Source organism: Kitasatospora dryopteridis (assembly GCF_050749075.1).
In the GTDB taxonomy this organism is placed as follows: Bacteria; Actinomycetota; Actinomycetes; order Streptomycetales; family Streptomycetaceae; genus Kitasatospora.
In genome coordinates this window covers 3,988,055-4,009,895 of sequence record NZ_CP192749.1, presented here as the reverse complement: position 1 = coordinate 4,009,895, position 21,841 = coordinate 3,988,055, and the positions used below count along the sequence as shown (strand labels likewise).

The following is a 21,841-nucleotide window of genomic DNA, read 5'->3' as shown; positions in this document are numbered from 1 at the left end:
CCGACCGGCACATGGGGGATGGGAGAAGGAGCGGCGTCAGGGCCGAGTCCGGGCGGCGACTGAGGAGAAGCCGGCCGGGCGACAGCTGTGGCACTGCGACGCCGCCCCCCATGTGCCGGTCGGTCTAAGCTCATGGGTCGTTCACCGGGCTACGAGGGGACCAGGGCATGAGTGACGGCGCGCTTCGGATACCGCCGCTGAGGGCGGGCCGCAGGCCGGCCGGGCGGGCGCTGCTCGGCTGGCTCGCGGACGAGCGGGCGCCGCGGCTGTGCCGGGTGGCCGGCTCGGCCGGAGCGGGCAAGACCCACCTGCTCTCCTGGCTCGCCGAGGCCGGCGCCGGCGAGGACGTGCCCGAGCACCGGCGGGTGCACGCGGTGCTCGCCGGGGAGCGGCTCACCGTCGACAGCGCCCTCTGGCAGCTCGGCCGGCAGCTCGGCCACCTCGTCCGCCGCCCGGACGAACTGCTCGCCGCACTCGAGGACGACGGCCGGCGCATCGTGGTCTGCGTCCCCGACCTCGGCCGCGCCGTGCACCCCTCCCACCTGGTGGCCGGGCTGCTGCGGCCGCTGGCCGAGTCCGAGCTGGTGCGGATGGTCGTCGAGGCGCCCGACGGCGGCGCCGCGGCGGTCGCCTTCGGCACGGTGGTGCCCGAGCCCGCCGTCCTGGACCTCGACCTGCCGCAGTGGACGGAGCCCGCGCGGTTCGCCGCCTGGGCCGCCGCGGCCGGGGCCGACCCCGCGGCCTACCCCAGCCCCGGTGCGGCCGACGGAACGGCCGGCCGCCCGGCCGAGACGGGCGCTGAGCTGATCGCCCGGGTGCCGCGCCACCCCGACGGCCGGCCCGACCTCGCTGCCGCGGACGCCGCCCTGCTCGGCGACCTGTGGACCGCCGCCGCCCGCGACGGCTCGGCCGAAGGCCTGCTCGTCGACGCCCAACTCCTCAGCCGCGCCGAACCGGTGGCGGTCACGGCGGCCCTGGACCAGGTGTACGGCGCCGTCCCCGCCGCCTGGACGGCGGCCGGCCCGGCACTGGTCGGCGAGCCCGACCCGGCCGTCCGTGCGGCCGTGCTGCGGACCCGGCTGATCGGCATGGACGACGAGGCCGCCGAGCGCCTGGCGGCCGTCCCCGCGCCCTGGCGGGCGGTCTGGGCGATGTGGCCGGACTCCTCGAAGGGTTGGCCGGGACCGGTGGCCGGCCTCGCGGTCGGCACCGGCGGCTACGCCGGGCAGCTGCTGCTGGCCGACCCGTCGGGCGTCGTCCGCACCGTCGACGCGCCGACCGGCCGTCCGCTGGCCCGGGTCGCGCTGCCCGCCGCCGCCCGGCCGCTGCGCGGGCTGACCGCGGCCGCGGACGGCACCGTCGTCCTGCTGGACGCGGAGGGCACCGCGACCGCACTGCCCCAGCCGGGCGCCGCCCACCCCGCAGAGGCCGTCGAGGCGGCCCTGGAGGCCCTGCGGGAGGCCGTCCGGGGCGGGTTGAGCGCGATCGCCGCCACCGGCGCGGAGGGCCTGCCGGCCGTCGGCGACGACACGGGCGCCGTCCACCGGTACGGGACCGGCGTCGGGGCGGTCGGTGAGAAGCTGCACGAGGGCCCGGTGACGGCGCTGGCCGGCACGGCCGGGCTGCTGGTCAGCGGCGGGTTCGACGGCTCGGTGCGGGTGTGGGCGAACGGCGCCGACGCCCCGGCCGACGAAGCCCTCGACCGCCGCGGGGGCCAGGTCACCGCGCTCGCCGCGGCCGACACCCCGGCCGGCCCGGTGGTGGCCGCGGCCTGGGCGGACGGCCTGGTGCGGGTCCGGGTGCCGGGGGCGGCGGAGCCGCTCGACGTGCGGCTCGGCTCGCAGGTCTGGGCGCTGGCCCTCACCGGGGGGCTGCTGGTGGCCGGCACCGCGGAGGGCGTGGCGGCGATCGCCTACTGACCGGGCGGGCGACCCCGGGTGGACCGCCAAGTGCCTCGGACGGGCCCTACGGGACGCTCGGGCCGCTGATGTAGACGCCCTCGGCGGTGTACGGCCAGGCGTTGGAGACGCAGCCGTTGAGGCCGTAGATCTGCTGCATCATGGCCGGCGCGGGCTTGCCCTTGCCGGGGCAGCCCTCGTGGCCGTGGCCGATCCGGTGCCCGACCTCGTGGTTGACGATGAGGGCCCGGTAGTCGTCGAGCGTGCCGCTGAACTGCGGGGAACCGGTCAGCCAGCGCTTGGAGTTGACGACGACCTGCTTGCCGACGTCGCAGTTGACCTCGCCCTTGGTGTCCAGGCCGGCCGATCCGCAGATCCGGTCGACGGTGTCGGGCGAGGCCACCTTGACGGTGAAGTCGTACACGCCGTCGGAGACCAGCTTGAAGCCGTTCTTGCCGTCGGCCGTCCAGCTGCGCTTGTCGCTGAGGATCGCCTGGACCTGCTGGGCGGCGGCCTGCGGGTCGATGCCGATGCCGTCCTCGACCTCCACGCGGTAGCGCCGGGTCGTCCCCTTGCCGACCGCGCTGCCGCTGGCGGTGGCGATCGTGAAGGTGCCCTTGCCCTTCTCGGTGACCGCGCTGGGGCTGGGGGTCGGGCTGGGGGTCGGCGTCGGGGTGGGTGCGGGAGCCGGGCTCTCGGGGGCCTTCTGGGTGGTCGTCGAGGAACTGCTCAGCGGCGGGATCGGCCGGGCCTGTGCGGTCGGGCCTCCGGAGCCCGTGCCGTCCTTGTCGCCGAGCACCATGAACGCCGTGACGCCCAGCACCGTGAGTGAGCAGAGCAGGCCTATGCCGAAGGCCGTGCGCCGCCGCGCCCGCCGCCGCCGCTGCTGACGGGCGCGGCGTCTGCTGGGCGCGGGTGCGTTCCTGGTGGCGGAGGCTGCTCGCACGAGGGACTCTCTGGTCGGGGACAGGATGTGACGGAGTGTCATGTGTTGCAGAATCGATACCGTCGATCCACCCTCGCACGCAAGCGACCCCCATGTCCACATACCCGGTATGCACGGTGCCGTTTGGACGGTGCCGTCACGGGTCCCGTCCATCGCGGAAGGACGCGTTCCGGTCCGGCTCGGTTGCAGGCCGTCCGGCCGTGGAGGGCCCGGGCCCGTTCCCGTACGGCGCCGGTGCCGGCCGGTGTCAGTAGCGGGAGAAGGTGCGGGAGGGCCGGCCGCTGCCGGGGGCGAGGTCGACGAGGCGCACATCGCCGTCGGGGCCGGTGAGGCGCAGCCGGTCGGGGCCGGCCCAGTCCACCGAGGCGACGCCGAGCGCGGGGTCGTCGCTGCTGAACTCGCCGACCTGCCAGCGCCACAGGGTGAGTCCGGAGCCGTCCTCCACGGAGACCCGGGTGAGCGTGTCGATCCAGTCGGAGGCCTGCTCCACCACCACGGTGCGCTCCGCGTTCCCGGGCGCGGGCTTCCGGTCCGTCACCTCCCAGTCCGGGACGAGCCCCATGGCCTGCAGGCCCACGGCCCCGGCGGTCAGGGTGGCGGCGACCAGCACGGTCTCGGCCCGGACGATGCGGGAGCGCGTCCGCAGGAACAGCGCCGCGGTGAGCAGGACGAGGGCAAGGACGCCCGGCACCACCGGGTGGTCGCCGACCCGGGCGACGAACGCCGGGCCGCCCGAGCTGCCGACCCACAGGCCGATGCCCTGGACGGCGATCAGGGTCAGGCCGGCCGCCGCGAGTGCCGCGGGTCTCGGTCGCCGGGTGTCCGCCATGTGCCTTGCTCCTGCCCGTGCGGCCGCACCCGTCGTGCGGCGGTCCGTCAGGCGCACAGTCTGCCCTGCCGCCCGCGGGCCCGGGACGCGCGGTGGCGGAGCGATCGGCGGAGCGTTCGGTGCTGCGGCGGGGAGGCTCAGCCCCGGTCGAACGTCCAGGACATGACGGTCTGGCGTTCCTCCGGGTCGCCGCCGGCCGCGCGGTACGTCGCGAGAGCGGCCGCGTTGTCCCCGCCGGTGACCGTCCACATGCCGTAGCAGCCGCGTTCGCGGGCCAGGCCGGCGAGGGCCGCGACGAGGGCCCGGCCGACGCCGCGTCCGCGGTACGGCTCGTCGACACCGAGTTCGTAGAGGAACATCTCGGTGCCCTTGTCGGGGTGGGTCGTCTCCACCCCGGTGGCCATGCCGGCCGGGGCGCCGTCCAGGTAGGCGATCAGCAGGTGGTGGCCTTCGTCGGCGAGGAAGCGCCGGGTGGCCGCCGGCTCGGGGGCCGCGTCGAAGAGGTGCGCGGCGGCGGTGACGGCCGCGGGGTCGGTGATGCGGCGGATGTCCACTGGTGCGGGTTCCGTTCGCGCGGGCCGGGCCGGCCGGGTGCCCGCGGGCGGTCCCGGGACCGCCCGCGGGTCCGCCGTGGCCGGCGGCGGTGGGTCAGCCCAGGGTGTCGGCGGCGGTCGGCGAGCTGTCGCGCAGGAACTGGGCGCAGCGCTCGGCCTCGTCCTTCTCGTCGATGGAGGCGGCGGCCCGGCCGAGTGCGTGCAGGGCGCGCAGGAAGCCGCGGTTGGGCTCGTGCTCCCACGGCACCGGGCCGTGGCCCTTCCAGCCGTTGCGGCGCAGCGCGTCCAGACCCCGGTGGTAGCCGGTGCGGGCGTAGGCGTACGACTCGACGACCCGGCCTGCGGCGTACGCGTCGTCGGCGAGCTGCGCCCAGGCGAGCGAGGAGGTCGGGAACTTCGCCGCGACCTCGGAGGGCGAGGCGCCCTGGGCCAGCGCCTCCAGCGGCCCGGGCTCGGCCGGCAGGTGGGTCGGCGGGGGGCCGCCGAGCAGGTTCTCGTGAATGCTCATGCGGTCCAGTCAACCACTGTCGGGCGGCGTGCCCGGGTACCGCCGGGTGGGACGGTGCCCGGGCACGCCCGGGGGCGCGGTCCCGAGGGGTCAGGCCACGCGGGTCATGGTGGCGCTGTGCAGCTGGCCGAGGCGGGTGCCGGTGGCGGTCTGGAAGGTGAAGTAGACCTGCACGGTTTTGTTGTTGAAGTTCATCACGTGGCTCACGGTGACGCCGTTGGGCTCGACCCAGTTGGTGAAGTAGAGGTTCCAGCCGACCTGGGAGGTGGCCAGGGTGGCGTCGAAGACCTCGCCGACGCCGTTGCCCTGCACGGTCTCGGAGTGCAGCTGGGTGCCGTCCGCGGAGTAGGTGTTCTTGTAGACGTTCCCGTTGTCCACGGTGATCAGGAACGTCTTGCCGGCGAACGGGGGCAGGGCGTTGTAGCCGGCGGTCGAGGCCGCGGCCGTGCTGCCGTCGTCGGCGGAGGCCTGGCCGGCGACGAGGGTGGCGCCGCCGGCGGCGATGGCGAGGGCGGCGGTGAGGGCGACGAGGCGGCGCTTCATGGGGCTGGTCCTTCCACGGTTGGACGGTGAGCTGGCGCGGTGGGGTGGTGCCCGGCCGAAGCTACCGACCGGCCGGACGGGGGTGTTGCCGGTCCGCGCACCGGCCGTCGTGGATCTGCGCACGCGTGCGACGCCGCAGGTGGGAGGGGGTGCGGCGGCTCGGGGAGGGCCGGGTCCTGCGGAGCATCGGAGCTGCCGATTGCTATTGATACCTTCGGGAAGGTTTGTTTCCATCGGGGAGGTGTCCCCGACGCGTGCCCGCGCATTCGGCGGCGACCGCGTGCAGCGACAAGAGCCCGACCTTCCCCAGCGACACCGCCGGGCAGGTGTTCCGGCGCCCCAGACGATGGATGAACCAGAAGGGCCAACTCCAGCCCACTGGAACGGAGTTCGAGATGATCAAGCTGCAAGACGCCCTGCGGCACGCCGCTGAAAGGCCGGACCGTGTCGCCCTGGTGGACGGCGGACGCCGGATCACCTGGTCCGAACTGGCCGACGAGATAGCCAAGGTGGCCGGCGGCCTGGCCGCCGTGCTGCCGGAGGGGCGCCCCGCCCGGGCCGCCTTCCTCTGCTGCAACGGCTGGGAGCTGGTCGTCACCACGGCCGCCTTCGAGACCCTGGGCGTGCCGATCACCGGTCTCGACTTCGAGGCCTCCGCCGAGGCCACCGCCGACGCCCTGGAGCAGCTCCGGCCGACCGTGGTGGTCAGCAGCAAGCTGCACCGCCCGCTGCTGATCGCAGCCGGCTGGGCCGACCGCGAGGGCGTCCTCCAGGTCCACCTGCACGGCGTGGGCGAGGAGTTGGCGGCCCCCGAGCCGATCGTGCCGGACCCGCAGGCGGGCGAGCCGGTGGCGTACTCCACGCTGGCCGCCGCGCAGACCGCGGTCACCGCCCCGATCTCGCAGCCCTACGAGTCCTTCGCGGTCAGCTACGACGCGGCCGGCTCGCCCCGTCTGGTGATCCGCCGCCGCTCCTACGAGGCCCGCCGACTCGCCGAACTGGTCGACGAGTTCGCCTTCGACGAGGACGACACCTACCTGGTCACCGTGCCGATGTACCACGCCTCCAGCCCCGGCTGGGCGCGGGTGTTCTTCGCCCTCGGCGGCACCGTCGTCCTGGGCCCGTACCACGATCTCGCCGAGATGTGTCGGCTGATCACCGACGAGGGCGTCACCGCCACGCTGATGGTGCCCCCGGTGCTCTCCCGGCTGCTCGCCCACCCGGCCTCCGCCGAACTGCGCGAGACCTCCCGGCTGCGCTTCCTGCTCACCGGCGGCCAGCACCTCAACCGCTGGATCGTGAACGAGGCCTGGGACCGCTTCGGCCCCGTCCTGCACCACTACTACGGCTCCACCGAGACCGGCCTGGTCACCGTGCTCGGCCCGGACGAGCTGGCGCTCTCGCCGTGCCGCTCCGGCCGTGCCATGCCGGGCATCGGCATCGCCGTCCTGGACGGCGAGCACCGCCCGCTGCCGCCCGGCGTCCGCGGCCGGGTCGCGGTCGCCAGCTACCAGCTGATGGACGCCTACGGGGACGCCCCCGCACCCTCCGTCCTGGTCGACCTCGGCGACGGCCAGGGCCCGCGGCCCTTCCTGCTCACCGGCGACGACGGCGTCATCGACTACGAGGGCCGGCTCGAGCTCACCGGCCGCACCGCCGGTGCCGTCCGGGCCCGCGCGGCCGGCGACCGCGACGCGGCCTTCTTCGGCCTGGAGACCGAGCTGCTGGACCAGCCGGCCGTCCGCGACCTCGCCGTGCTGCGGGTGAACGTGCCCGACCACGGCCCGGTGCTGGCAGTGCCGTTCGTCCCGGTGGCCAGGGACCTGGAAGCGGCCGCGTACCGGGCGGTCAGCGCCGTCTGCGCCCGCCGCACGCCGTGGATCCCCGCACACGTGATCCCGGTCGACGCCATCCCGTACAGCCCCACCGGCACCATCCGCACCGGCGAGCTGCTCACCGAGATCATGCCGCTGGTCAACCTCTACATCCACCTGGACAAGCAGTCAGCTACGGAGATTCCCGCATGACCACGCCGGTTCCGCCGCACACTCCCGAGGACGAGCTGGAAGAAGCCGACCTCGAAGCCCGGCTCCTGCTGCTGGAGCGGGCCCTCACCGAACTGCCCGCCGCCCGCCAGACCGCGATCCTGATCGGCGAGATCCCCGACTACGGCGATCTGCTGCTGGTGGCCTTCGTGCCCGCCGACGCGGAGCGCGAGGAGTCCACCCAGCGGGCCGCCCGGGCCGCCTGCGCCCGGCTCGTCCCGGTGCTGCCGGCCCTGGTGATCCCGGTCGACGACATCCCGTACACCCTCGACGGCGAACTGTGCGGCCAGCAGCTCTTCGACGAGATGCTCCCGCAGATCGCCCGCGACATGCTCCTGCCCAAGGAGATGTCGGCCTGATCCCCGGAGCCCCGGGGGCACGAAACCCCGGGGCTCCGGCTCGCTCTTCACCTTCAGCCGGCGAAGGCCGCCAGGCCGGTGCGGGTGTATTCGGCGGCTGCGGCGTCCCAGCTGAGGGCGCCGTGCGCGGCCAGGGTGTGGACGTCCCGCCAGGACCGCTGGAGGGCCGAGTCCTGCCACTGGGCGGCCACCCCGCCGGCCCGGAACAGCCGTTCCACCGCGGCGACCGCGAACTCCACGGCCAGTGCCGTGTCCCGCATGTTGTGGCCCACCGCCCGGTCGCCGACCGGTCCGGCGTCGGCCCGCGCCGCGGCGTCCGCGAGCAGTGAGGCGGCGATGTCGATCTCGGCGGAGGCCCGTGCCATCACCTCGCAGCGCGCCGGGCTGACGGCGGGGCCGCCCGGCCCGTGCGCGTCCGCCAGCGGGGCCGCCCAGGCCCGCAGCGCGCAGCGCGCAGCGCCCACGGCGGGTGCGGCGAAGGCCAGTCCGGCGACCATCCGCGGCGGCACGCTGTGGCAGCGCGCCCGGCCGGCCCGGCCGGACTCCCGGACCAGGTCCATGAAGGCCGTGCAGCGGTGGGCCGGGACGGCCAGCGGCTCGGAGACGCTCACGTCGTGGCTGCCGGTGCCCCGTAAGCCGTTGCTGTGCCAGGTGTCGTGCACCGTGACGGCCTTCCGGGGGACGGCCGCGATGACGAAGTCGCCCGGCAGCGCGTCCGGATCGGGCAGTGCGAGCAGCACCCACGCCGCGTGCCGGACGCCGCTGACGCACCGCCAGCGGCCGGTGATCGTGATCCCGCCGTCGGCCGTCCTGGTCAGCCGGCCGGTCGGGGGCACCAGGGCGGCCGCGATCGGCACGTCCGGGGTGTCGCCCCAGATCTCCCGCTGGCCCTCCTCCGGCAGGAAGGCGGCGAGCCGCCCGTGTGCGGCCTGCAGCGCCGCACACCAGGCGGCGGAGGTACAGCCCTCGGCGAGGGCGGAGGCGGCGGCCACCAGTTCGGCGAAGCCGCCCTCGGTGCCGCCCCAGCGGCGTGGCACGAAGTGCCGGGCGAAGCCGGCGCGGGTCACCTGCTCGGCCAGTGCGGCGTCGAGGCTGCGCCGGCGGTCGGCCTCGACGGCCTGGCCGAGTGCCGTGGTGCGCAGGGTGTCCGCGGCGGCGGCGAGGGCCCCCGGCAGTGCGGCGGGCCCGGCTGTGGTGCGCGGATCGTCCAGAATGCTCATCTTTTCTCCCCCTGTCGTGGACGTGCGTCAGGTGTCGGGACGACCCCGACGGCCCAGCCCCGGTGGTCGCGGGCGGAGCGGGCGCGACGGCAGTCGCCGGCGCGGACAGCGTGGCCGACGGCGGCGGGCCGCGGAAGGCGGCCGCCACCGTCGGTACGGACGGAGGTACGCGAGGGCGCGCGCGCAAGGCGACGCGCCGTCGTGTCGCAGAATATTGGGAACATACCTTCGTGACGTTATGATTCGCGCGAAATCCGGCACGACCGTGTGCCGGCACCCCTGGAGGTTGAGCCATGGCGGCCAGCGGGCATCCGGACGGCGGCAGTACCGTCCGCAATGCGGTGGGTCGGGGAACGCCGACGCTGAAGCAGGCGCGTGCGGTGCGCACCCGGGCGACGGTCCTGGAGGCCGCCGCAAGACTGTTCGCCCGCAAGGGCTTCAAGGTCGTCACCATGCAGGAGATCGCCGAGGAGGCCGGGGCCACCAAGGGTGCGGTCTACTTCCACTTCCCCAACAAGGAGGCGCTGGCGGCCGAGTTGGTGGGCGGTTTCTACGCGGCCGCGCCGAAGACCACCGAGGCGATGGACGACCCGGGCCTCGAGCCGCTGGAGACCGTCCGCCGGCTGACGATGGCGACGGCGTACCGGGTGCGCGACGAGGTGGTGGCGCAGGCGGCGGTGCGGCTGCAGACCGAGCGCATGATCACCGACGCCGACCTGCCGCTGCCGTTCGTCGACTACATCAACGTCTACACCCTGCTGCTGGAGAAGGCCAAGGAGGCCGGTGAGCTGCCGCCGGAGACGTCGGCGGAGACGCTGGCGAAGACGGTCGTCGCCTCGTTCTTCGGGGTGCAGCACGTGTCGTGGATCCTGCACGACCGCGCCGACGTGGTGGAGCGGGTCGAGGAGCTGCTGGACCTGATCCTGCCGAGGCGGTAGGGCCGGCCCTCCCCGCCCTGAGGGCCTTGTGGCCCTTCCGGGCCTCCGGCCCGGTCCGCCCGTGACGTGCGCGGCCCCCGCCCCGGGCGGGGGCCGCGGCATTTCCGGGCCCGTTCGTGCGGAGCGGTGCCCACCGCTTTTCCCTTGTGCAGGTGGGCAGTTGGCGAAGGTCAACGCTTGGCAACATACCTTCCCGGAGGTATATTTTCTTTCGGTCCCAGCGTCGGACCCTGGCCAGTGCCCTGTCGTTCACAGCCCCGTGGGGGAAGGCTCGCGATGGACACCTTTGCACCAGATCAGCTGACCCATCCGACGGCCGGACTGCTGCCGCGGCAGCGGGTTGCCGCAGATCTCGACTTCCATCGAACGGTGTCGCGCAAACTGGTCCACAAGGCCGCCGTGTCCGAGGTGTTCCTCACCGATTCGGCCAGAGCCGCTGCGGACAGCTACCTGCTGGCCGCCCAGTGGCCCCGCGACCACGCGGTCTTCCAGCCCGGACCGGGCGGGACCGCGGACAGCATGGTCATCATCGAGACGGTCCGCCAGGCCACCATGTTCACCTTCCACGAGTACTACGGCATACCGTTGGAACTCCCTTTCGTCGCCCGTAGTTTCGACTTCCAACTGACAGATTGTCAGGCGGCTCGGGCCACCGCGGCCGCTCCGCAGGAAGTCACCCTCGACCTTGCCGTCGACATGCAGGCCGGGTGCCGGGTCGGGCGGCGGATGCCGTTCCGCACGCACACCGTCGTCCACGCGGGCGCCGGCCGTCCCTGCGCCCGGGTGACCATCGGCGGCGAGATCCTCGCCCCGGCCCTCTACCAGCGACTGCGGGGCGCCCGCCCCGCTGGAACGGACCTTCCGCGGGGCACCGCGGGACGTCCGGCCGCCACCCCGGCCCAGGTCGGCCGCCGGCGCCCCGACGACGTGGTGCTGCTCGCCGCCGAACCGGGCGACGGGGCCCGCTGGCGGCTGCGGGTCGACCAGGACCACCCGACCTTCTTCGACCACGGTTCCGACCACGTCCAGGCCGTGCTGCTGCTGGAGGCCATCCGGCAGAGCGGGCTGCTCGCGGACGCCCCGCACGACGGCGCGTCCAACGAGGTGCTCACCGGCCTGCGGGTCGAGTTCCACGCGTACGGCGAGTTCGGCGCGCCGATTCTGCTCGACGCCCAGCCGTCGGGCGGGGCGCCCGGCTCGCGCACCGTGCGCGCCACGGCGGCCCAGGCGGGCCGCACGATCGCCGAGGCGGAGCTGACGTTCCGCCGTGCCGCCCTGACCGGCGGCCCCACGTCCTGACGGACCGTCGGGTGCGCGCAGCGCCGTCCGTGCCCGCCGGCCCGCTCGGAAGGAGTCCTGATGGAACTTCAGCATCTGCGTTCGTTCCTCGAGGTGTCGAGCGAGATGAGCTTCACCCGGGCCGCCAAGAAGTTGAACTACGCGCAGTCCAGCGTGACCGCGCAGATCCAGCACCTTGAGGCCTCGCTCGGCACCGTGCTGTTCGATCGGCGGGGGAGGCGGATCGCGCTCACCGAGAGCGGATTACGGCTGCGTCCCGTGGCCGAGCGGATCGTGGCGCTGGCCGACCTGGCCCACCGCGAGGTGGCCGGGGCGGCCGACCGGCACTCCGGCCGGGCCGCCGAGCGTCCGGCCGGCGGCGGCCCGGCGCTGGGGCGGGCCGCCGCGGCCCGGCCGGCGGGCATGCGGCTCCCCGCCCAGCGGGGCACCCTTCAGCTGACCACCCAGCGGGCGCCCAGGGCCGGCAGCAGCACGTCCCAGGAGGAGCGCACCCGGGTGATCAGATCCAGCTCCTCGCGCACCGACCCGAGGTAGTGCGCACCGAAGATCACGGTGGTCATCAACTGGGCGACGGGCTCCGCCGGATAGGCGGAGTCCATTTCGCCGCACTGCTGCGCCTGGACGACCAGGCGCAGCAGTGTGCGTTCCACGTCCGACACGAACGCCGGCGTCCGCTTGGAGGACTGGGCCTCCTCGAGCAGCAGCCGCAGTGCCGCGTTGACCCTGATGTCGCGGTGCAGCCGTGCGACCAGTGCGCAGGTCACGTCCTTCAGGGTCGCCACCGGTGACTCGGGGTTCTCGCCGACCCCGTCCTCGATCAACTTCCATGCGTCGTCCAGGTGTTGGACGAGTGCTGCGGCCAGCTCCTCCTTGGAGGCGAAGTGGCCGTACAGGGCTCCCTTGGTGACACCGGTGCTCTGGGCCACATGGCCGAGGTTGGTGTTGGTGTAGCCGTGGGCGGCGAACTCCTTCGCCGCGGCGTCCAGCACCGCCTCGTACGTCCTCCTGGCCCGCTCCTGCTGTGCCATCGGCTTCCTTCCGTTCGGCCCTCTGTGCCCGGAACTCACGTACCGCAGTTCACGGTTCGAGGGCAAACACTTCTGCCGGACCCCCGTCTGTTGTCCATTCCCTCTCCATAAACACGGCGAGCGGCCCCCGGCCGACCAGGGTCCGGGTCGGGGGCCGCTCGTGCCGTGCATCGCGAGGGGTGTCAGGCCCGGGCGTTCCGGCCGGCGGCGCCCGCCTCGTACCGCTTGCGCAGCTCGGCGCGGCGGAGCTTGCCGATGCCGGTCTTCGGCACGTCCTCGCGGGCGAGGGTCACCACGTCGCCGAGCCGCACGCCGTACCGCTCGGTGACCAGGTCGCGGATGCGGCGGTCGGCCTCGTCGGCGGAGACGTCGCCGCGCGGGTGGTAGAAGACGACCAGCTCCTCCTCTTCGCCGCCGGCCGCGGTGCACGGCGAGACGATGGTGAAGGACGGCTCCACGAAGGGGAGTTCCTCGACCAGTGCCTCGATCTCGTGGCCGTGGTACTCGGCACCGTTGAGCTCGATCAGGTCGTCGACCCGGCCGGTGACGGTGAGGATGCCGTCCTCGACGACGGCGAGGTCGCCGGAGCGGAACCAGCCGTCCGCGGTGAAGCACTTGGCGTTCTGCTCGGGGTTCTCGTAGTAGCCGGAGAACACCGGGGCGCCGGTGACCTGGAGCCGGCCGACGGTGCCGGCCGGGAGCGGGGCGTCGTGCTCGTCCACGATCCGCAGCGAGACGCCCGGGTGCGGGCGGCCGACCGGGACGAAGCGCTCGTCGCCCATGGTGTCCGGGTCGAAGACGAAGTCGACGATGCCGGCGGAGGTCTCCGACATGCCCCAGCCGGGGTGCATGGAGGTCCGCGGCAGGCCGAACGGCGCCAGCATGTCGAGGAAGCGCCGGATGACCCGGGCCTTGACCGACTCGCCGCCGTTCATGATGTAGCGCAGGCTGCGCAGGTCCCAGTCGCGGCCGGCGATCTCCTCGGCCCGGTCGTTGACCAGGCCGAAGGCGAAGTTGGGCGCCCAGGTGGTGTCGCAGCGGTGCTTGGAGATCTGCTCGAACCAGCGGGTCGGGTCGGCCAGGACCCAGTCGGTTCGGGCGTGCACCTGGGTGCAGCCGAGCAGCACGTCGCGGGCGTGGAACATGACCAGGCCGCCGATGTGGTCCAGCGGCATCCAGTTGAAGGAGCGGCTGGTGACGTCCAGGTTCCGCACGGCCGCGGTGGCGGTCGAGCGGGCCAGGATGTTGCGGTGGGTCAGCGCGACGGCCTTGGGGACGCCGGTGCTGCCGGAGGTCAGCAGCAGCACGGCGAGGTCGTCGGCGCGTGCCGGGTGCAGCTCCTCGGCCGGGGCGTGGGCGCGCAGCTCGCCGGTGCGGCCGAGCCAGCGGTCCGACCCGGCCATCGCCGGGCCGGCGGCGGCACCGTCGTCGCCGACGACCACCCAGGGGTTCCGGTAGCCGGCCCAGATCCACTCCAGCTGCTGGGCGGCCGCCTCGGGGGCGTCGCTGCGGCCGGGCGGCACCGGGATCGGTACCAGTCCGCCGAGGACGGCCGCCCAGAACGCGGCCAGCAGGTCCTGCTCCTCGCGGATCTGGAGCAGCACCCGGTCGCCGGGGCGGGCGCCGCCGGCCCGCAGGCCGGTGAGGATGCGGCGGGCGCCGTCGAGCAGCTCGGGGTAGCCCAGCGAGGCGTCGGAGCCGTCCGGGCGGACGAAGTGCATCCGGCCCGCGTCGGGCCGGGCGGCGGCCCGCTGCAGGGCCTCGCCGAGGTTGCAGACCGGGAGTTCGGGCGCCGGGCCGCCGTCGAGGACGGCGGGCGGCAGGGTCCGGGTGGCGGCGGGGGCGGTCATGCGGCGGCCTCCTTGCCGGACGCGGCGGCGCGGGCGACGAACAGCAGCGGGCCGCGGCCCATCCGCGGGCCGGGCTCCTTGCGGAAGCCGCCGTACTCGGCGACCACCTCGAAGCCGGCGTCCACCAGCAGGTCGCGCACCTCGGGGGCGGTGAAGACGGTCTGGTCGAAGAAGTTGGCGTACATCGAGACCGTGCCGCCGCCGTCGCGGGCGATGATGGTCTCCTCGTTGCGCCACACCGCTCGGTGGGCGTGCACGGACTGCCGGGCGAGCCGGGTGACCAGCAGGCCGTCGCCCTGGTGGTGGGCGATGATGTTCGGCTGGTAGCCGTCGACGAAGTTCAGCAGGTGGCCGATGTCGACCACGACGTGGCCGCCGGGGGAGAGCCAGCCGCGGACGGACTCCAGCAGGCTCCGCAGCTCGGCCCGGGTCAGCTGGTTGAGCGTGCTGAACAGGCTGTAGACCAGGTCGAAGCGCTGCTCGGTGCTCCACTCCTCGGCGCGGGTGTGCACGTACTCGACGCCGGCGGCGCCCGGCTCGGCGGCCGCGGCGGTCGCGTACGCGGTGAAGGCCGCGCTCTGGTCGAGGCCGGTACCGGGGTGGCCGAGGGCGGCGAGGGCCCGCAGGTTGGCGCCGGTGGCGCTGCCGATGTCGAGCACCCGGCCGCCCGGCGGCAGGTACGAGGCGAGGAACTCGGTCTCGGTGGCGAGGTCCCGGAAATCCTTGCGGATCACCTCGTAGAACTCGCCTGGGTATTCGAAGCTGGACAAGGGGAGGGCCTTTCGGTCGGGACCGGCGGCGCCGGTCGTCCCTCTCTCTCTCTCTCTCTCTCTCTCTCTCTCTCTCTCTCTCTCTCTCTCTCTCTCTCTCTCTCTCTCTCTCTCTCTCGGCGGCGGCGGCGGCGGCGGCGGCGGCGGCGGCGGCGGCGGCGGCGGCGGCGGCGGCGGCGGCGGCGGCGGCGGCGGCGGCGGCGGCGGCGGCGGCGGCGGCGGCGGCGGCGGCGGCGGCGGCGGCGGCGGCGGCGGCGGCGGCGGCGGCGGCGGCGGCGGCGGCGGCGGCGGCGGCGGCGGCGGCGGCGGCGGCGGCGGCGGCGGCGGCGGCGGCGGCGGCGGCGGCGGCGGGGGGGGGGGGGGGGGGGGGGGGGGGGGGGGGGGGGGGGAAAAAAAAAAAAAAAAAAAAAAAAAAAAAAAAAAAAAAAAAAAAAAAAAAAAAAAAAAAAAAAACAACAACAACTCTCAATCTCTCAATCTCTCAATCTCTCAATCTCTCAATCTCTCATCTCTCATCTCTCTCTCTCTCTCTCTCTCTCATCTCTCATCTCTCATCTCTCATCTCTCATCTCTCATCTCTCATCTCTCATCTCTCATCTCTCATCTCCATCTCTCATCTCCATTCCATTCCATTCCTCTCTCTCTCTCTCTCTCATCTCTCTCTCTCTCTCTCTCTCTCTCTCTCTCTCTCATCTCTCTCTCTCATCTCCGGCGGCGGCGGCGGCGGCGGCCGCGCTCTGGTCGAGGCCGGTACCGGGGTGGCCGAGGGCGGCGAGGGCCCGCAGGTTGGCGCCGGTGGCGCTGCCGATGTCGAGCACCCGGCCGCCCGGCGGCAGGTACGAGGCGAGGAACTCGGTCTCGGTGGCGAGGTCCCGGAAATCCTTGCGGATCACCTCGTAGAACTCGCCTGGGTATTCGAAGCTGGACAAGGGGAGGGCCTTTCGGTCGGGACCGGCGGCGCCGGTCGTCCCGGGGTCGGTCCGGTCGGTGTCGGGCGGCGGTGCTGCGGTGCGGCGGACGGTCCGTCAGGCCGTGGCGGCCCGGCTGTGGTGGTGCCGGTCAGGCGGCGGCGTCGGCCAGGCGTGCGTGGTAGCGGCGGTACTCGCGCGGCGAGATGCCGTAGCGGTCCCGGAACAGCCGGCTGAAGTGCGAGGCGCCGTACAGTCCGGAGCGCTCGCCGATCATCGCGATGGTCAGGTGGGCGAGCCGCGGATCGCGCAGCTCGGTGCAGCTGTGGTGCAGCCGCTCGTCGCGGATCCAGCTGGCCGGGCTCTGGCCGTGCTCCTGGAAGAGCTTCTGCAGGTAGCGCAGCGAGATGTGGTGCTGCTGGGCGAGCATCTCCGGCTTCAGCTCGGGGTCGGCGAGCCGGGCCCGGGCGAAGTGCTTGATCCGCTGCAGCATGGCGCGGCGGGCGAGGCCGGAGCTGCGGGCGGGGCGGGGCGCCTCCAGGCCGCGGTCCATGTAGTCGGCGCAGGCCTGGGCGACGAGCCCGGTGATACCGCGGGCGAGCAGCTCGGTGGTGCGGTCGGCCGGCAGTGCTCCCTGGTCGGCGAGCCGGCGCAGCAGTTCGGGGACGGCGAGCGGGTCGGCCAGCGGGCAGCTGACCCGCAGGTAGGCCTCGCCCGCGCGGTTGCGGTACTGGGAGATCCTGATGTCCTCCCCGGCGGTCTCGGGGGCGGTGCCCTCGACGACGGTGATCAGGACCTTGCCGAGGCTGACCTCGCTGACGTTCTCGGTGGCAGGTGGCGAGAGCGTGTCCGCGTCCGGGCGCCCGGTCGGCCCGCTCTCGGTGTGCCCGTTCTCGATGGGCAATGCATCCATGGCTCCCCCGCTGGGACTTGAGGCCGCGTTTGCCGACACCCGGTCCGCTCCGGGAGGGCGGACCCCTCCATCATGGAAACATACCTTCTGGAAGGTATGCAGATTTCATCGGCAGCAGTGATGCGGGCCCCGCTGTGAAGCCGTCCGGCCGTATCGTGCGCCGCGGTGCAACAACCGGTGCGCGTTCCGACAAGTGGGCCCCGCAGGGCCCGCCTAGCGTCGGCGGTACAGATCAGTGCCGGGCGCGCGGATCACCGGCGCTGCGCGCGCTCCCCTGTGCACCCACCCAGAAGGGGCCCCACCCGTGGCAATCAAGGTAGGCATCAACGGATTCGGCCGGATCGGCCGGAGCTTCTTCCGCGCCGCACTTGAGCAGAACGCCGACATCGAGATCGTGGCCGTCAACGACCTCACCGACGCGGCGACCCTGGCCCACCTCCTGAAGTACGACACCACGCTCGGCAAGCTGCCGGTGCCGGTGGCCGCCGGCGACGGCGAGATCGTCGTGGACGGGCGCAGCATCCGCGTCACCGCCGAGCGCAACCCGGCCGACCTGCCCTGGGCGGAGCTGGGCGTCGACGTGGTCGTGGAGTCCACCGGTGTCTTCACCGACGCGGAGAAGGCCAAGGCGCACCTCGCGGCGGGCGCCCGCAAGGTGATCATCTCGGCCCCGGCCACCAATCAGGACCTCACCATCGCGATCGGCATCAACGACGCGGTGTACGACGAGGACGTCCACAGCGTCGTCTCCAACGCCTCGTGCACCACCAACTGCCTCGCCCCGCTGGCGAAGGTGCTCAACGACGGCCTGGGCATCGAGCAGGGCCTGATGACCACCGTGCACGCCTACACCCAGGACCAGAACCTGCAGGACGGTCCGCACAAGGACCTCCGCCGGGCCCGCGCCGCCGCCGGCAACATCGTGCCCACCAGCACCGGTGCCGCGAAGGCCATCGGCCAGGTGCTGCCGGAGCTCAACGGCAAGCTCGACGGCTACGCGCTGCGCGTCCCGGTCGTCGTCGGCTCGGTCACCGACCTGACCGTGACCGTCGCCCGCGAGACCACCGTCGAGGAGGTCAACGCGCTGTTCGCGCAGGCCGCCGAGGGCGCGCTGGCCGGCGTCCTGCGCTACAGCGACGAGCCGCTGGTCTCCAACGACATCGTCACCGACCCGGCGTCCTGCATCTTCGACTCGGGCCTGACCAAGGTCATCAACGGCACCACCGTGAAGGTCGCCGGCTGGTACGACAACGAGTGGGGCTTCTCCAACCGCGTCGTCGACACCGTGCTGCTGATCGGCAAGCACGCCTGACCGGCGCCGCCGACCGCACGCGCGGGCCGGGCCCCGGGGGCGCACCCCGGGCGCCCGGCCCGCGCCCGTGAACCGACCGGACGACGGGCGGCCGGGCGCCGCACCGGACACGAACACCCGCACAGAGAGGGCCGACCGATGGTCAAGACGCCGTACCACGAGGGCGAGCAGGCGGTGCAGCAGCGGGCCGGCGAGGGCCACCCCGGCTGGGGCTCGCCGATGTTCGAGGCCGCGATCCCGCCGCCGTTCGACATGTTCCTGCGCCGCCAGCGGATGCTGGTGATCGGCGGCGTGGACGGGGACGGCGCCGCCTGGTCCACCGTGCTCACCGGCCCGCGCGGCTTCGCCGGCGCCGTCGGCAGCCACACCATCCACGTCAAGGCCCTGCCGGTGCCGGGCGACCCGCTGGAGAAGGTCTTCGACGAGCAGCGGGACATCGGCATGCTCGCCATCGAGCCGCAGACCAGCCAGCGCATCCGGATCAACGGCGTCGCGCAGCGGGACGGCGACACGCTCGTCGTCACCACCGAGCAGGTGCTCGGCAACTGCCCCAAGTACCTGCAGCAGCGGGTGCTGCGCCCGGACGCGCCGCAGGCCGCCGCCCCGACCGTGCGCCGCTCGGCCGTCCTCGACGAGGACCAGCAGCGCTGGATCACCGGCGCCGACACCTTCTTCATCGCCAGCCGCGCACCGCAGCACGGCGCCGACGCCTCGCACCGCGGCGGCGCCCCCGGCTTCGTCGAGGTCCCCGCGCCGAACAGGATCGTCTGGCCGGACTACTTCGGCAACTCCTTCTACATGACCCTCGGCAACCTCCAGCTCGACCCCGCCTGCGGCCTCACCTTCCTCGACTGGGAGGCCGGCCACGCCCTGCACGTCACCGGCAAGGCCCGGATCGACTGGGACGAGAGCCGCACCCAGGCCGTCAAGGGCGCCCTGCGGCTGGTCGAGTTCGACGTCGAGCAGGTGGTCGAGGTCCGCGACTTCACCACGCTGCGCTGGAAGTTCGCCGCCCCCTCGCCCTTCAACCCGACCTGATCGGGCCCGACCGCAGGAGGTACCCGCCATGAGCCGCTACGACGCCCCCCGGCTCAGAGCCGAGCTGGCAGCCGTCCCGGACTACGTCCCCGGCCGCTCACCGGGCCGGGACGGCGAGCACCTCAAGCTCTCCTCCAACGAGAACCCCTACCCGCCGCTGCCCTCGGTGGCGGCCGCCGTCCGCCGGCAGGCCGACCGGATCAACCGCTATCCCGATCCGGCCTGCACCGCGCTCACCGAGGCCCTCGCCGACCGCCTGGACGTCCCCGCCGACCGGCTGGTGCTCGGCACCGGATCGGTGGCGGTCGGCCGGGTACTCGTCCGGGCCACCGCCGGCCCCGGCGACGAAGTCCTGTACGCCTGGCGGTCGTTCGAGGCCTACCCGATCATGGCCGAGGTCTGCGGGGCCACCTCGGTACGGGTGCCGCTGCGCGCCGACGAGAGCCACGACCTCGACGCCATGGCCGACGCGATCACCGAACGCACCCGGATCGTCTTCCTCTGCACGCCCAACAACCCCACCGGCACCGTCGTCCGCCGCGCCGAACTGGAGCGCTTCCTCGACCGCGTCCCGCGCGACGTCCTGGTGGTGCTGGACGAGGCGTACATCGAGTTCGTCCGCGACCCGGAGGCCGCCGACGGCATGGAGTTCCAGCGCACCCGCGGCAATGTCGTGGTGCTGCGCACCTTCTCCAAGGCGTACGGCCTGGCCGGCCTGCGGATCGGCTACGCCGCCGCCCACCCCGAGGTGGCGGCCGTGCTGCGCAAGGTGGGTCTGCCCTTCGGCGTCAGCCAGCTCGCCCAGGACGCCGCGGTCGCCTCGCTCGCAGCCGAGGAGGAGCTCCTCGCCCGGGTCGAACTGCTGGTGAAGGAACGGGCCCGGGTCACCACGGCGCTGCGCGAGAGCGGCTTCGCGCTGCCGGACAGCGAGGCGAACTTCGTCTGGCTGCGGTTCGGCGACCGCACCGCCGAGTTCACCGCGGCCTGCGCCGCACTCGGCGCCTTCGTCCGCCCGTACGGCGCGGACGGCGTCCGGATCACGATCGGCGAGCCGGAGGCCAACGACGTGGTCCTGCGGGCGGCCGCCGTCTGGCGGCACTAGGCGTACGGGCGCACCGGGAAGGGGGCGTCACCCACCGGGTGGCGCCCCCTTCCCGGTGCACGGTCAGGCGAAGAGACGGGCGAACTCGGTGTGGAACTCCGGGAAGGTCTTGCCGACGCAGGCCGGGTCGTCCAGGACGATGCCCGGCGCCTTCAGTCCGAGCACCGAGAAGGACATCGCGATCCGGTGGTCCCGGTGGCAGTCGACGGTGCCGCCGTAGACCGGGCCGGGGTGCACGGTGAGCCGGTCCGGGCCCTCCGCCACCTGGACACCGAGCCGCCGCAGGTTGCCGGCGACCGCGGCGATCCGGTCCGACTCCTTGAACCGGGCGTGTCCGATCCCGGTGACGGTGATCGGCCCGTCCGCCAGCGGTGCGATCGCCGCCAGCGTCATGAAGGTGTCGGAGATGTCGCCCATGTCGACCTCGAAACCGCCGCGCAGCCGCCCCGTCCCGGTCACCGTGGTCGCCTCCGGGCCGATCTCCACCTCGGCGCCGGCCTTCCGCAGCACCTCGGCGAACCGCAGGTCGCCCTGCAGGCTGTCGCGGCCCAGCCCCGGCACGGTCACCGTCCGGCCGGTCACCGCGGCCGCGGCGAAGACGTACGAGGCGGTGGAGGCGTCCGGTTCGATCCGCAGGTCGGTGGCCCGGTAGGTGCCGCCCACCCGGAGCCGCCCGCCCGGGTCCTCGGTCACCTCGGCGCCGAAGCGCCGCATCAGGGCCACCGTCATGTCGATGTACGGGCGGCTCACCAGGCCCGCCGCGTGCACCGTCAGCGGGGTCCGCATCAGCGGGGCGGAGAGCAACAGGCCGGTCAGGTACTGGCTGCTGGTGGTGGAGTCGAGCGCGATCTCGCCGCCCTGCAGCCCCTCGGTGCGGACCACCAGCGGCAGGCGGCCGCCGCGGGCGGCCTCCACCCGGGCGCCGAGCCGGACCAGGGCGTCGACCAGCGGGCCGAGCGGACGGGCCCGCAACTGCTCGGTGCCGTCCACCTCGAACCGGCCGAAGCCGGTCGCGGCGAGCACCGGCAGGAAGCGGGCCGCGGTGCCGGCGTCCTCGCACCAGATCCGGGCCCGCCCGTGCGGGCCGCGGCCGGTGCCGTGCACCACCCAGTCGCCGTCCCCCTCGGCCACCTTGACGCCGAGTTCCTCGAGCGCCCGCCGGAAGGCCACGGTGTCCTCGCTGACCAGCGGCGCCCGCAGCCGGCTGGGCCCGAGGGCGGCCGCGGCGAGCAGCAGCGCCCGGTTGGTGATGCTCTTGGAACCCGGGATGCGGGCGGTCGCCCCTCGGGCAGTGGTGGTCACGCGGTGGCTCCTTGGCGTTCCGGGTGGGTGCCCGCCCCGGTGAGGCGGGCGACGGCGTGCAGCGCGAGTCGGTAGGAGTCCGGCCCGAGGCCGGTCACCGTGCCGTCGACCACGTCGGACAGCACCGAGATCCGGCGGAACGGCTCGCGCGCGTACGGGTTGCACAGGTGCACCTCGATCGCCGGTGCCCGCCGCAGCGCCAGGGCGTCCCGCACCGGGTACGAGCAGTGCGTGAACGCGGCCGGGTTGAGCACCAGCGGGGCCGCCTCCTCGGCGACCCGGTGCAGCCAGCCGACCAGCTCCGCCTCGCTGTCGGTCTGCAGCACCACGGCGCGCAGGCCCAGTTCGGCGGCGGTCTCCTGGCAGGCCCGGACGAGTTCCGGGTAGGCGGGGCGGCCGCCCGGGCCCGGCTCGGACAGGCCGAGCCGGGCCAGGTTGGGGCCGTTGAGCACGTAGACCAGCGTCACCGACGGCTCCTT

General features: G+C 73.7%; 22 protein-coding genes. 9 read left to right on the top strand and 13 right to left on the bottom strand.

Annotated elements, in window-relative coordinates; genetic code table 11:
• Positions 1 to 167: 167 nt before the first annotated feature.
• Complete coding sequence (locus ACQ614_RS18305; protein ID WP_431679619.1) at positions 168 to 1,919, top strand: hypothetical protein; 1,752 nt, start codon at positions 168 to 170, stop codon at positions 1,917 to 1,919.
• A 46-nt stretch (positions 1,920 to 1,965) separates the two neighbouring features.
• Here the strand turns inward: ACQ614_RS18305 and ACQ614_RS18300 are convergent, their stop codons facing one another.
• From ACQ614_RS18300 to ACQ614_RS18280, 5 genes are all read right to left on the bottom strand, one after another.
• A complete protein-coding gene (locus ACQ614_RS18300; RefSeq protein WP_431679618.1) occupies positions 1,966 to 2,844 on the bottom strand; it encodes a DUF3152 domain-containing protein in 879 nt (292 codons plus the stop codon).
• Positions 2,845 to 3,091: 247 nt separating this feature from the next.
• Positions 3,092 to 3,673 carry a hypothetical protein gene (locus ACQ614_RS18295; protein WP_431679617.1) on the bottom strand — a complete coding sequence of 194 codons (582 nt, stop codon included), beginning with the start codon at positions 3,671 to 3,673 and terminating at the stop codon, positions 3,092 to 3,094.
• 137 nt (positions 3,674 to 3,810) lie between these two features.
• The gene (locus ACQ614_RS18290) at positions 3,811 to 4,227 is read right to left on the bottom strand and encodes a GNAT family N-acetyltransferase (RefSeq protein ID WP_431679616.1); all 417 of its coding nucleotides are present in this window, start codon (positions 4,225 to 4,227) and stop codon (positions 3,811 to 3,813) included.
• A gap of 94 nt (positions 4,228 to 4,321) precedes the next feature.
• The gene (locus tag ACQ614_RS18285) at positions 4,322 to 4,735 is read right to left on the bottom strand and encodes a DUF3151 domain-containing protein (RefSeq protein ID WP_363494846.1); all 414 of its coding nucleotides are present in this window, start codon (positions 4,733 to 4,735) and stop codon (positions 4,322 to 4,324) included.
• 90 nt (positions 4,736 to 4,825) lie between these two features.
• Complete coding sequence (locus tag ACQ614_RS18280; RefSeq protein ID WP_431679615.1) at positions 4,826 to 5,278, bottom strand: MoaF-related domain-containing protein; 453 nt, start codon at positions 5,276 to 5,278, stop codon at positions 4,826 to 4,828.
• Between the two features lie 395 nt (positions 5,279 to 5,673).
• Here ACQ614_RS18280 and ACQ614_RS18275 point away from each other — a divergent pair, with 395 nt between their 5' ends.
• Both ACQ614_RS18275 and ACQ614_RS18270 read left to right on the top strand, forming a co-directional pair.
• Positions 5,674 to 7,305, top strand: coding sequence for a class I adenylate-forming enzyme family protein (locus ACQ614_RS18275; RefSeq protein WP_431679614.1), 1,632 nt, complete (start codon positions 5,674 to 5,676; stop codon positions 7,303 to 7,305).
• On the top strand, positions 7,302 to 7,682 hold the full coding sequence (locus tag ACQ614_RS18270; RefSeq protein ID WP_363494851.1) for a hypothetical protein: 381 nt from the start codon (positions 7,302 to 7,304) through the stop codon (positions 7,680 to 7,682). The genes ACQ614_RS18275 and ACQ614_RS18270 overlap by 4 nt, the downstream gene beginning before the upstream one ends.
• A 53-nt stretch (positions 7,683 to 7,735) precedes the next feature.
• On the opposite strand, the gene ACQ614_RS18265 is transcribed toward ACQ614_RS18270, so the two are convergent.
• Positions 7,736 to 8,902, bottom strand: a complete 1,167-nt coding sequence (locus ACQ614_RS18265; RefSeq protein WP_431679613.1) for an acyl-CoA dehydrogenase family protein — start codon at positions 8,900 to 8,902, stop codon at positions 7,736 to 7,738.
• A 293-nt stretch (positions 8,903 to 9,195) separates the two neighbouring features.
• Here ACQ614_RS18265 and ACQ614_RS18260 point away from each other — a divergent pair, with 293 nt between their 5' ends.
• The 3 genes from ACQ614_RS18260 to ACQ614_RS18250 all read left to right on the top strand — a co-directional run bounded on the left by ACQ614_RS18260 (position 9,196) and on the right by ACQ614_RS18250 (position 11,673).
• Positions 9,196 to 9,840 (top strand): ScbR family autoregulator-binding transcription factor, encoded by a 645-nt coding sequence (locus tag ACQ614_RS18260; protein ID WP_431679612.1) that lies wholly within the window; start codon positions 9,196 to 9,198, stop codon positions 9,838 to 9,840.
• A gap of 369 nt (positions 9,841 to 10,209) precedes the next feature.
• A complete protein-coding gene (locus ACQ614_RS18255) occupies positions 10,210 to 11,139 on the top strand; it encodes a ScbA/BarX family gamma-butyrolactone biosynthesis protein (RefSeq protein ID WP_431679611.1) in 930 nt (309 codons plus the stop codon).
• Positions 11,140 to 11,199: 60 nt separating this feature from the next.
• Entirely contained in the window at positions 11,200 to 11,673 is a 474-nt protein-coding gene (locus ACQ614_RS18250) for a LysR family transcriptional regulator (RefSeq protein WP_431679610.1), read from the top strand.
• Here ACQ614_RS18250 and ACQ614_RS18245 read toward each other — a convergent pair.
• From ACQ614_RS18245 to ACQ614_RS18225, 5 genes are all read right to left on the bottom strand, one after another.
• Positions 11,571 to 12,167, bottom strand: coding sequence for a TetR/AcrR family transcriptional regulator (locus ACQ614_RS18245; protein ID WP_363494860.1), 597 nt, complete (start codon positions 12,165 to 12,167; stop codon positions 11,571 to 11,573). The genes ACQ614_RS18250 and ACQ614_RS18245 overlap by 103 nt on opposite strands.
• A gap of 182 nt (positions 12,168 to 12,349) precedes the next feature.
• On the bottom strand, positions 12,350 to 14,017 hold the full coding sequence (locus tag ACQ614_RS18240; protein WP_431679609.1) for an AMP-binding protein: 1,668 nt from the start codon (positions 14,015 to 14,017) through the stop codon (positions 12,350 to 12,352).
• Positions 14,014 to 15,249, bottom strand: coding sequence for a class I SAM-dependent methyltransferase (locus ACQ614_RS18235; protein WP_431679608.1), 1,236 nt, complete (start codon positions 15,247 to 15,249; stop codon positions 14,014 to 14,016). Before ACQ614_RS18235 ends, ACQ614_RS18240 begins: the two co-directional genes overlap by 4 nt.
• A gap of 227 nt (positions 15,250 to 15,476) precedes the next feature.
• Entirely contained in the window at positions 15,477 to 15,716 is a 240-nt protein-coding gene (locus ACQ614_RS18230) for a class I SAM-dependent methyltransferase (protein ID WP_431679607.1), read from the bottom strand.
• Between the two features lie 130 nt (positions 15,717 to 15,846).
• Positions 15,847 to 16,608, bottom strand: coding sequence for a helix-turn-helix domain-containing protein (locus ACQ614_RS18225; RefSeq protein WP_431679606.1), 762 nt, complete (start codon positions 16,606 to 16,608; stop codon positions 15,847 to 15,849).
• Between the two features lie 304 nt (positions 16,609 to 16,912).
• On the opposite strand from ACQ614_RS18225, the gene gap reads away from it, so the two are divergent.
• The 3 genes from gap (at position 16,913) to hisC (ending at position 20,060) form a co-directional block, all read left to right on the top strand.
• Complete coding sequence (gap, locus tag ACQ614_RS18220; protein ID WP_431679605.1) at positions 16,913 to 17,920, top strand: type I glyceraldehyde-3-phosphate dehydrogenase; 1,008 nt, start codon at positions 16,913 to 16,915, stop codon at positions 17,918 to 17,920.
• A gap of 138 nt (positions 17,921 to 18,058) precedes the next feature.
• A complete protein-coding gene (locus ACQ614_RS18215; protein ID WP_431679604.1) occupies positions 18,059 to 18,958 on the top strand; it encodes a pyridoxamine 5'-phosphate oxidase family protein in 900 nt (299 codons plus the stop codon).
• A 28-nt stretch (positions 18,959 to 18,986) separates the two neighbouring features.
• A complete protein-coding gene (hisC, locus tag ACQ614_RS18210; RefSeq protein WP_431679603.1) occupies positions 18,987 to 20,060 on the top strand; it encodes a histidinol-phosphate transaminase in 1,074 nt (357 codons plus the stop codon).
• Positions 20,061 to 20,123: 63 nt separating this feature from the next.
• Here hisC and aroA read toward each other — a convergent pair whose 3' ends face one another.
• Both aroA and ACQ614_RS18200 read right to left on the bottom strand, forming a co-directional pair.
• Positions 20,124 to 21,362: a 3-phosphoshikimate 1-carboxyvinyltransferase gene (gene aroA, locus ACQ614_RS18205; RefSeq protein WP_431679602.1), complete on the bottom strand. Its 1,239-nt coding sequence runs from the start codon at positions 21,360 to 21,362 to the stop codon at positions 20,124 to 20,126.
• A complete protein-coding gene (locus ACQ614_RS18200; protein ID WP_431679601.1) occupies positions 21,359 to 21,829 on the bottom strand; it encodes a type II 3-dehydroquinate dehydratase in 471 nt (156 codons plus the stop codon). Before ACQ614_RS18200 ends, aroA begins: the two co-directional genes overlap by 4 nt.
• Positions 21,830 to 21,841: the final 12 nt, after the last annotated feature.

Bases quoted from the DNA above. Each gene is read 5' to 3' on its own strand.
- ACQ614_RS18295 (WP_431679617.1), bottom strand. From the start codon at position 3,673: ATGGCGGACACCCGGCGACCGAGACCCGCGGCACTCGCGGCGGCCGGC.
- ACQ614_RS18245 (WP_363494860.1), bottom strand. From the start codon at position 12,167: ATGGCACAGCAGGAGCGGGCCAGGAGGACGTACGAGGCGGTGCTGGAC.
- ACQ614_RS18265 (WP_431679613.1), bottom strand. From the start codon at position 8,902: ATGAGCATTCTGGACGATCCGCGCACCACAGCCGGGCCCGCCGCACTG.
- ACQ614_RS18225 (WP_431679606.1), bottom strand. From the start codon at position 16,608: ATGGATGCATTGCCCATCGAGAACGGGCACACCGAGAGCGGGCCGACC.
- ACQ614_RS18250 (WP_431679610.1), top strand. From the start codon at position 11,200: ATGGAACTTCAGCATCTGCGTTCGTTCCTCGAGGTGTCGAGCGAGATG.
- ACQ614_RS18285 (WP_363494846.1), bottom strand. From the start codon at position 4,735: ATGAGCATTCACGAGAACCTGCTCGGCGGCCCCCCGCCGACCCACCTG.
- ACQ614_RS18275 (WP_431679614.1), top strand. From the start codon at position 5,674: ATGATCAAGCTGCAAGACGCCCTGCGGCACGCCGCTGAAAGGCCGGAC.
- ACQ614_RS18240 (WP_431679609.1), bottom strand. From the start codon at position 14,017: ATGACCGCCCCCGCCGCCACCCGGACCCTGCCGCCCGCCGTCCTCGAC.
- ACQ614_RS18305 (WP_431679619.1), top strand. From the start codon at position 168: ATGAGTGACGGCGCGCTTCGGATACCGCCGCTGAGGGCGGGCCGCAGG.
- ACQ614_RS18270 (WP_363494851.1), top strand. From the start codon at position 7,302: ATGACCACGCCGGTTCCGCCGCACACTCCCGAGGACGAGCTGGAAGAA.
- ACQ614_RS18280 (WP_431679615.1), bottom strand. From the start codon at position 5,278: ATGAAGCGCCGCCTCGTCGCCCTCACCGCCGCCCTCGCCATCGCCGCC.
- ACQ614_RS18260 (WP_431679612.1), top strand. From the start codon at position 9,196: ATGGCGGCCAGCGGGCATCCGGACGGCGGCAGTACCGTCCGCAATGCG.
- ACQ614_RS18215 (WP_431679604.1), top strand. From the start codon at position 18,059: ATGGTCAAGACGCCGTACCACGAGGGCGAGCAGGCGGTGCAGCAGCGG.
- hisC (WP_431679603.1), top strand. From the start codon at position 18,987: ATGAGCCGCTACGACGCCCCCCGGCTCAGAGCCGAGCTGGCAGCCGTC.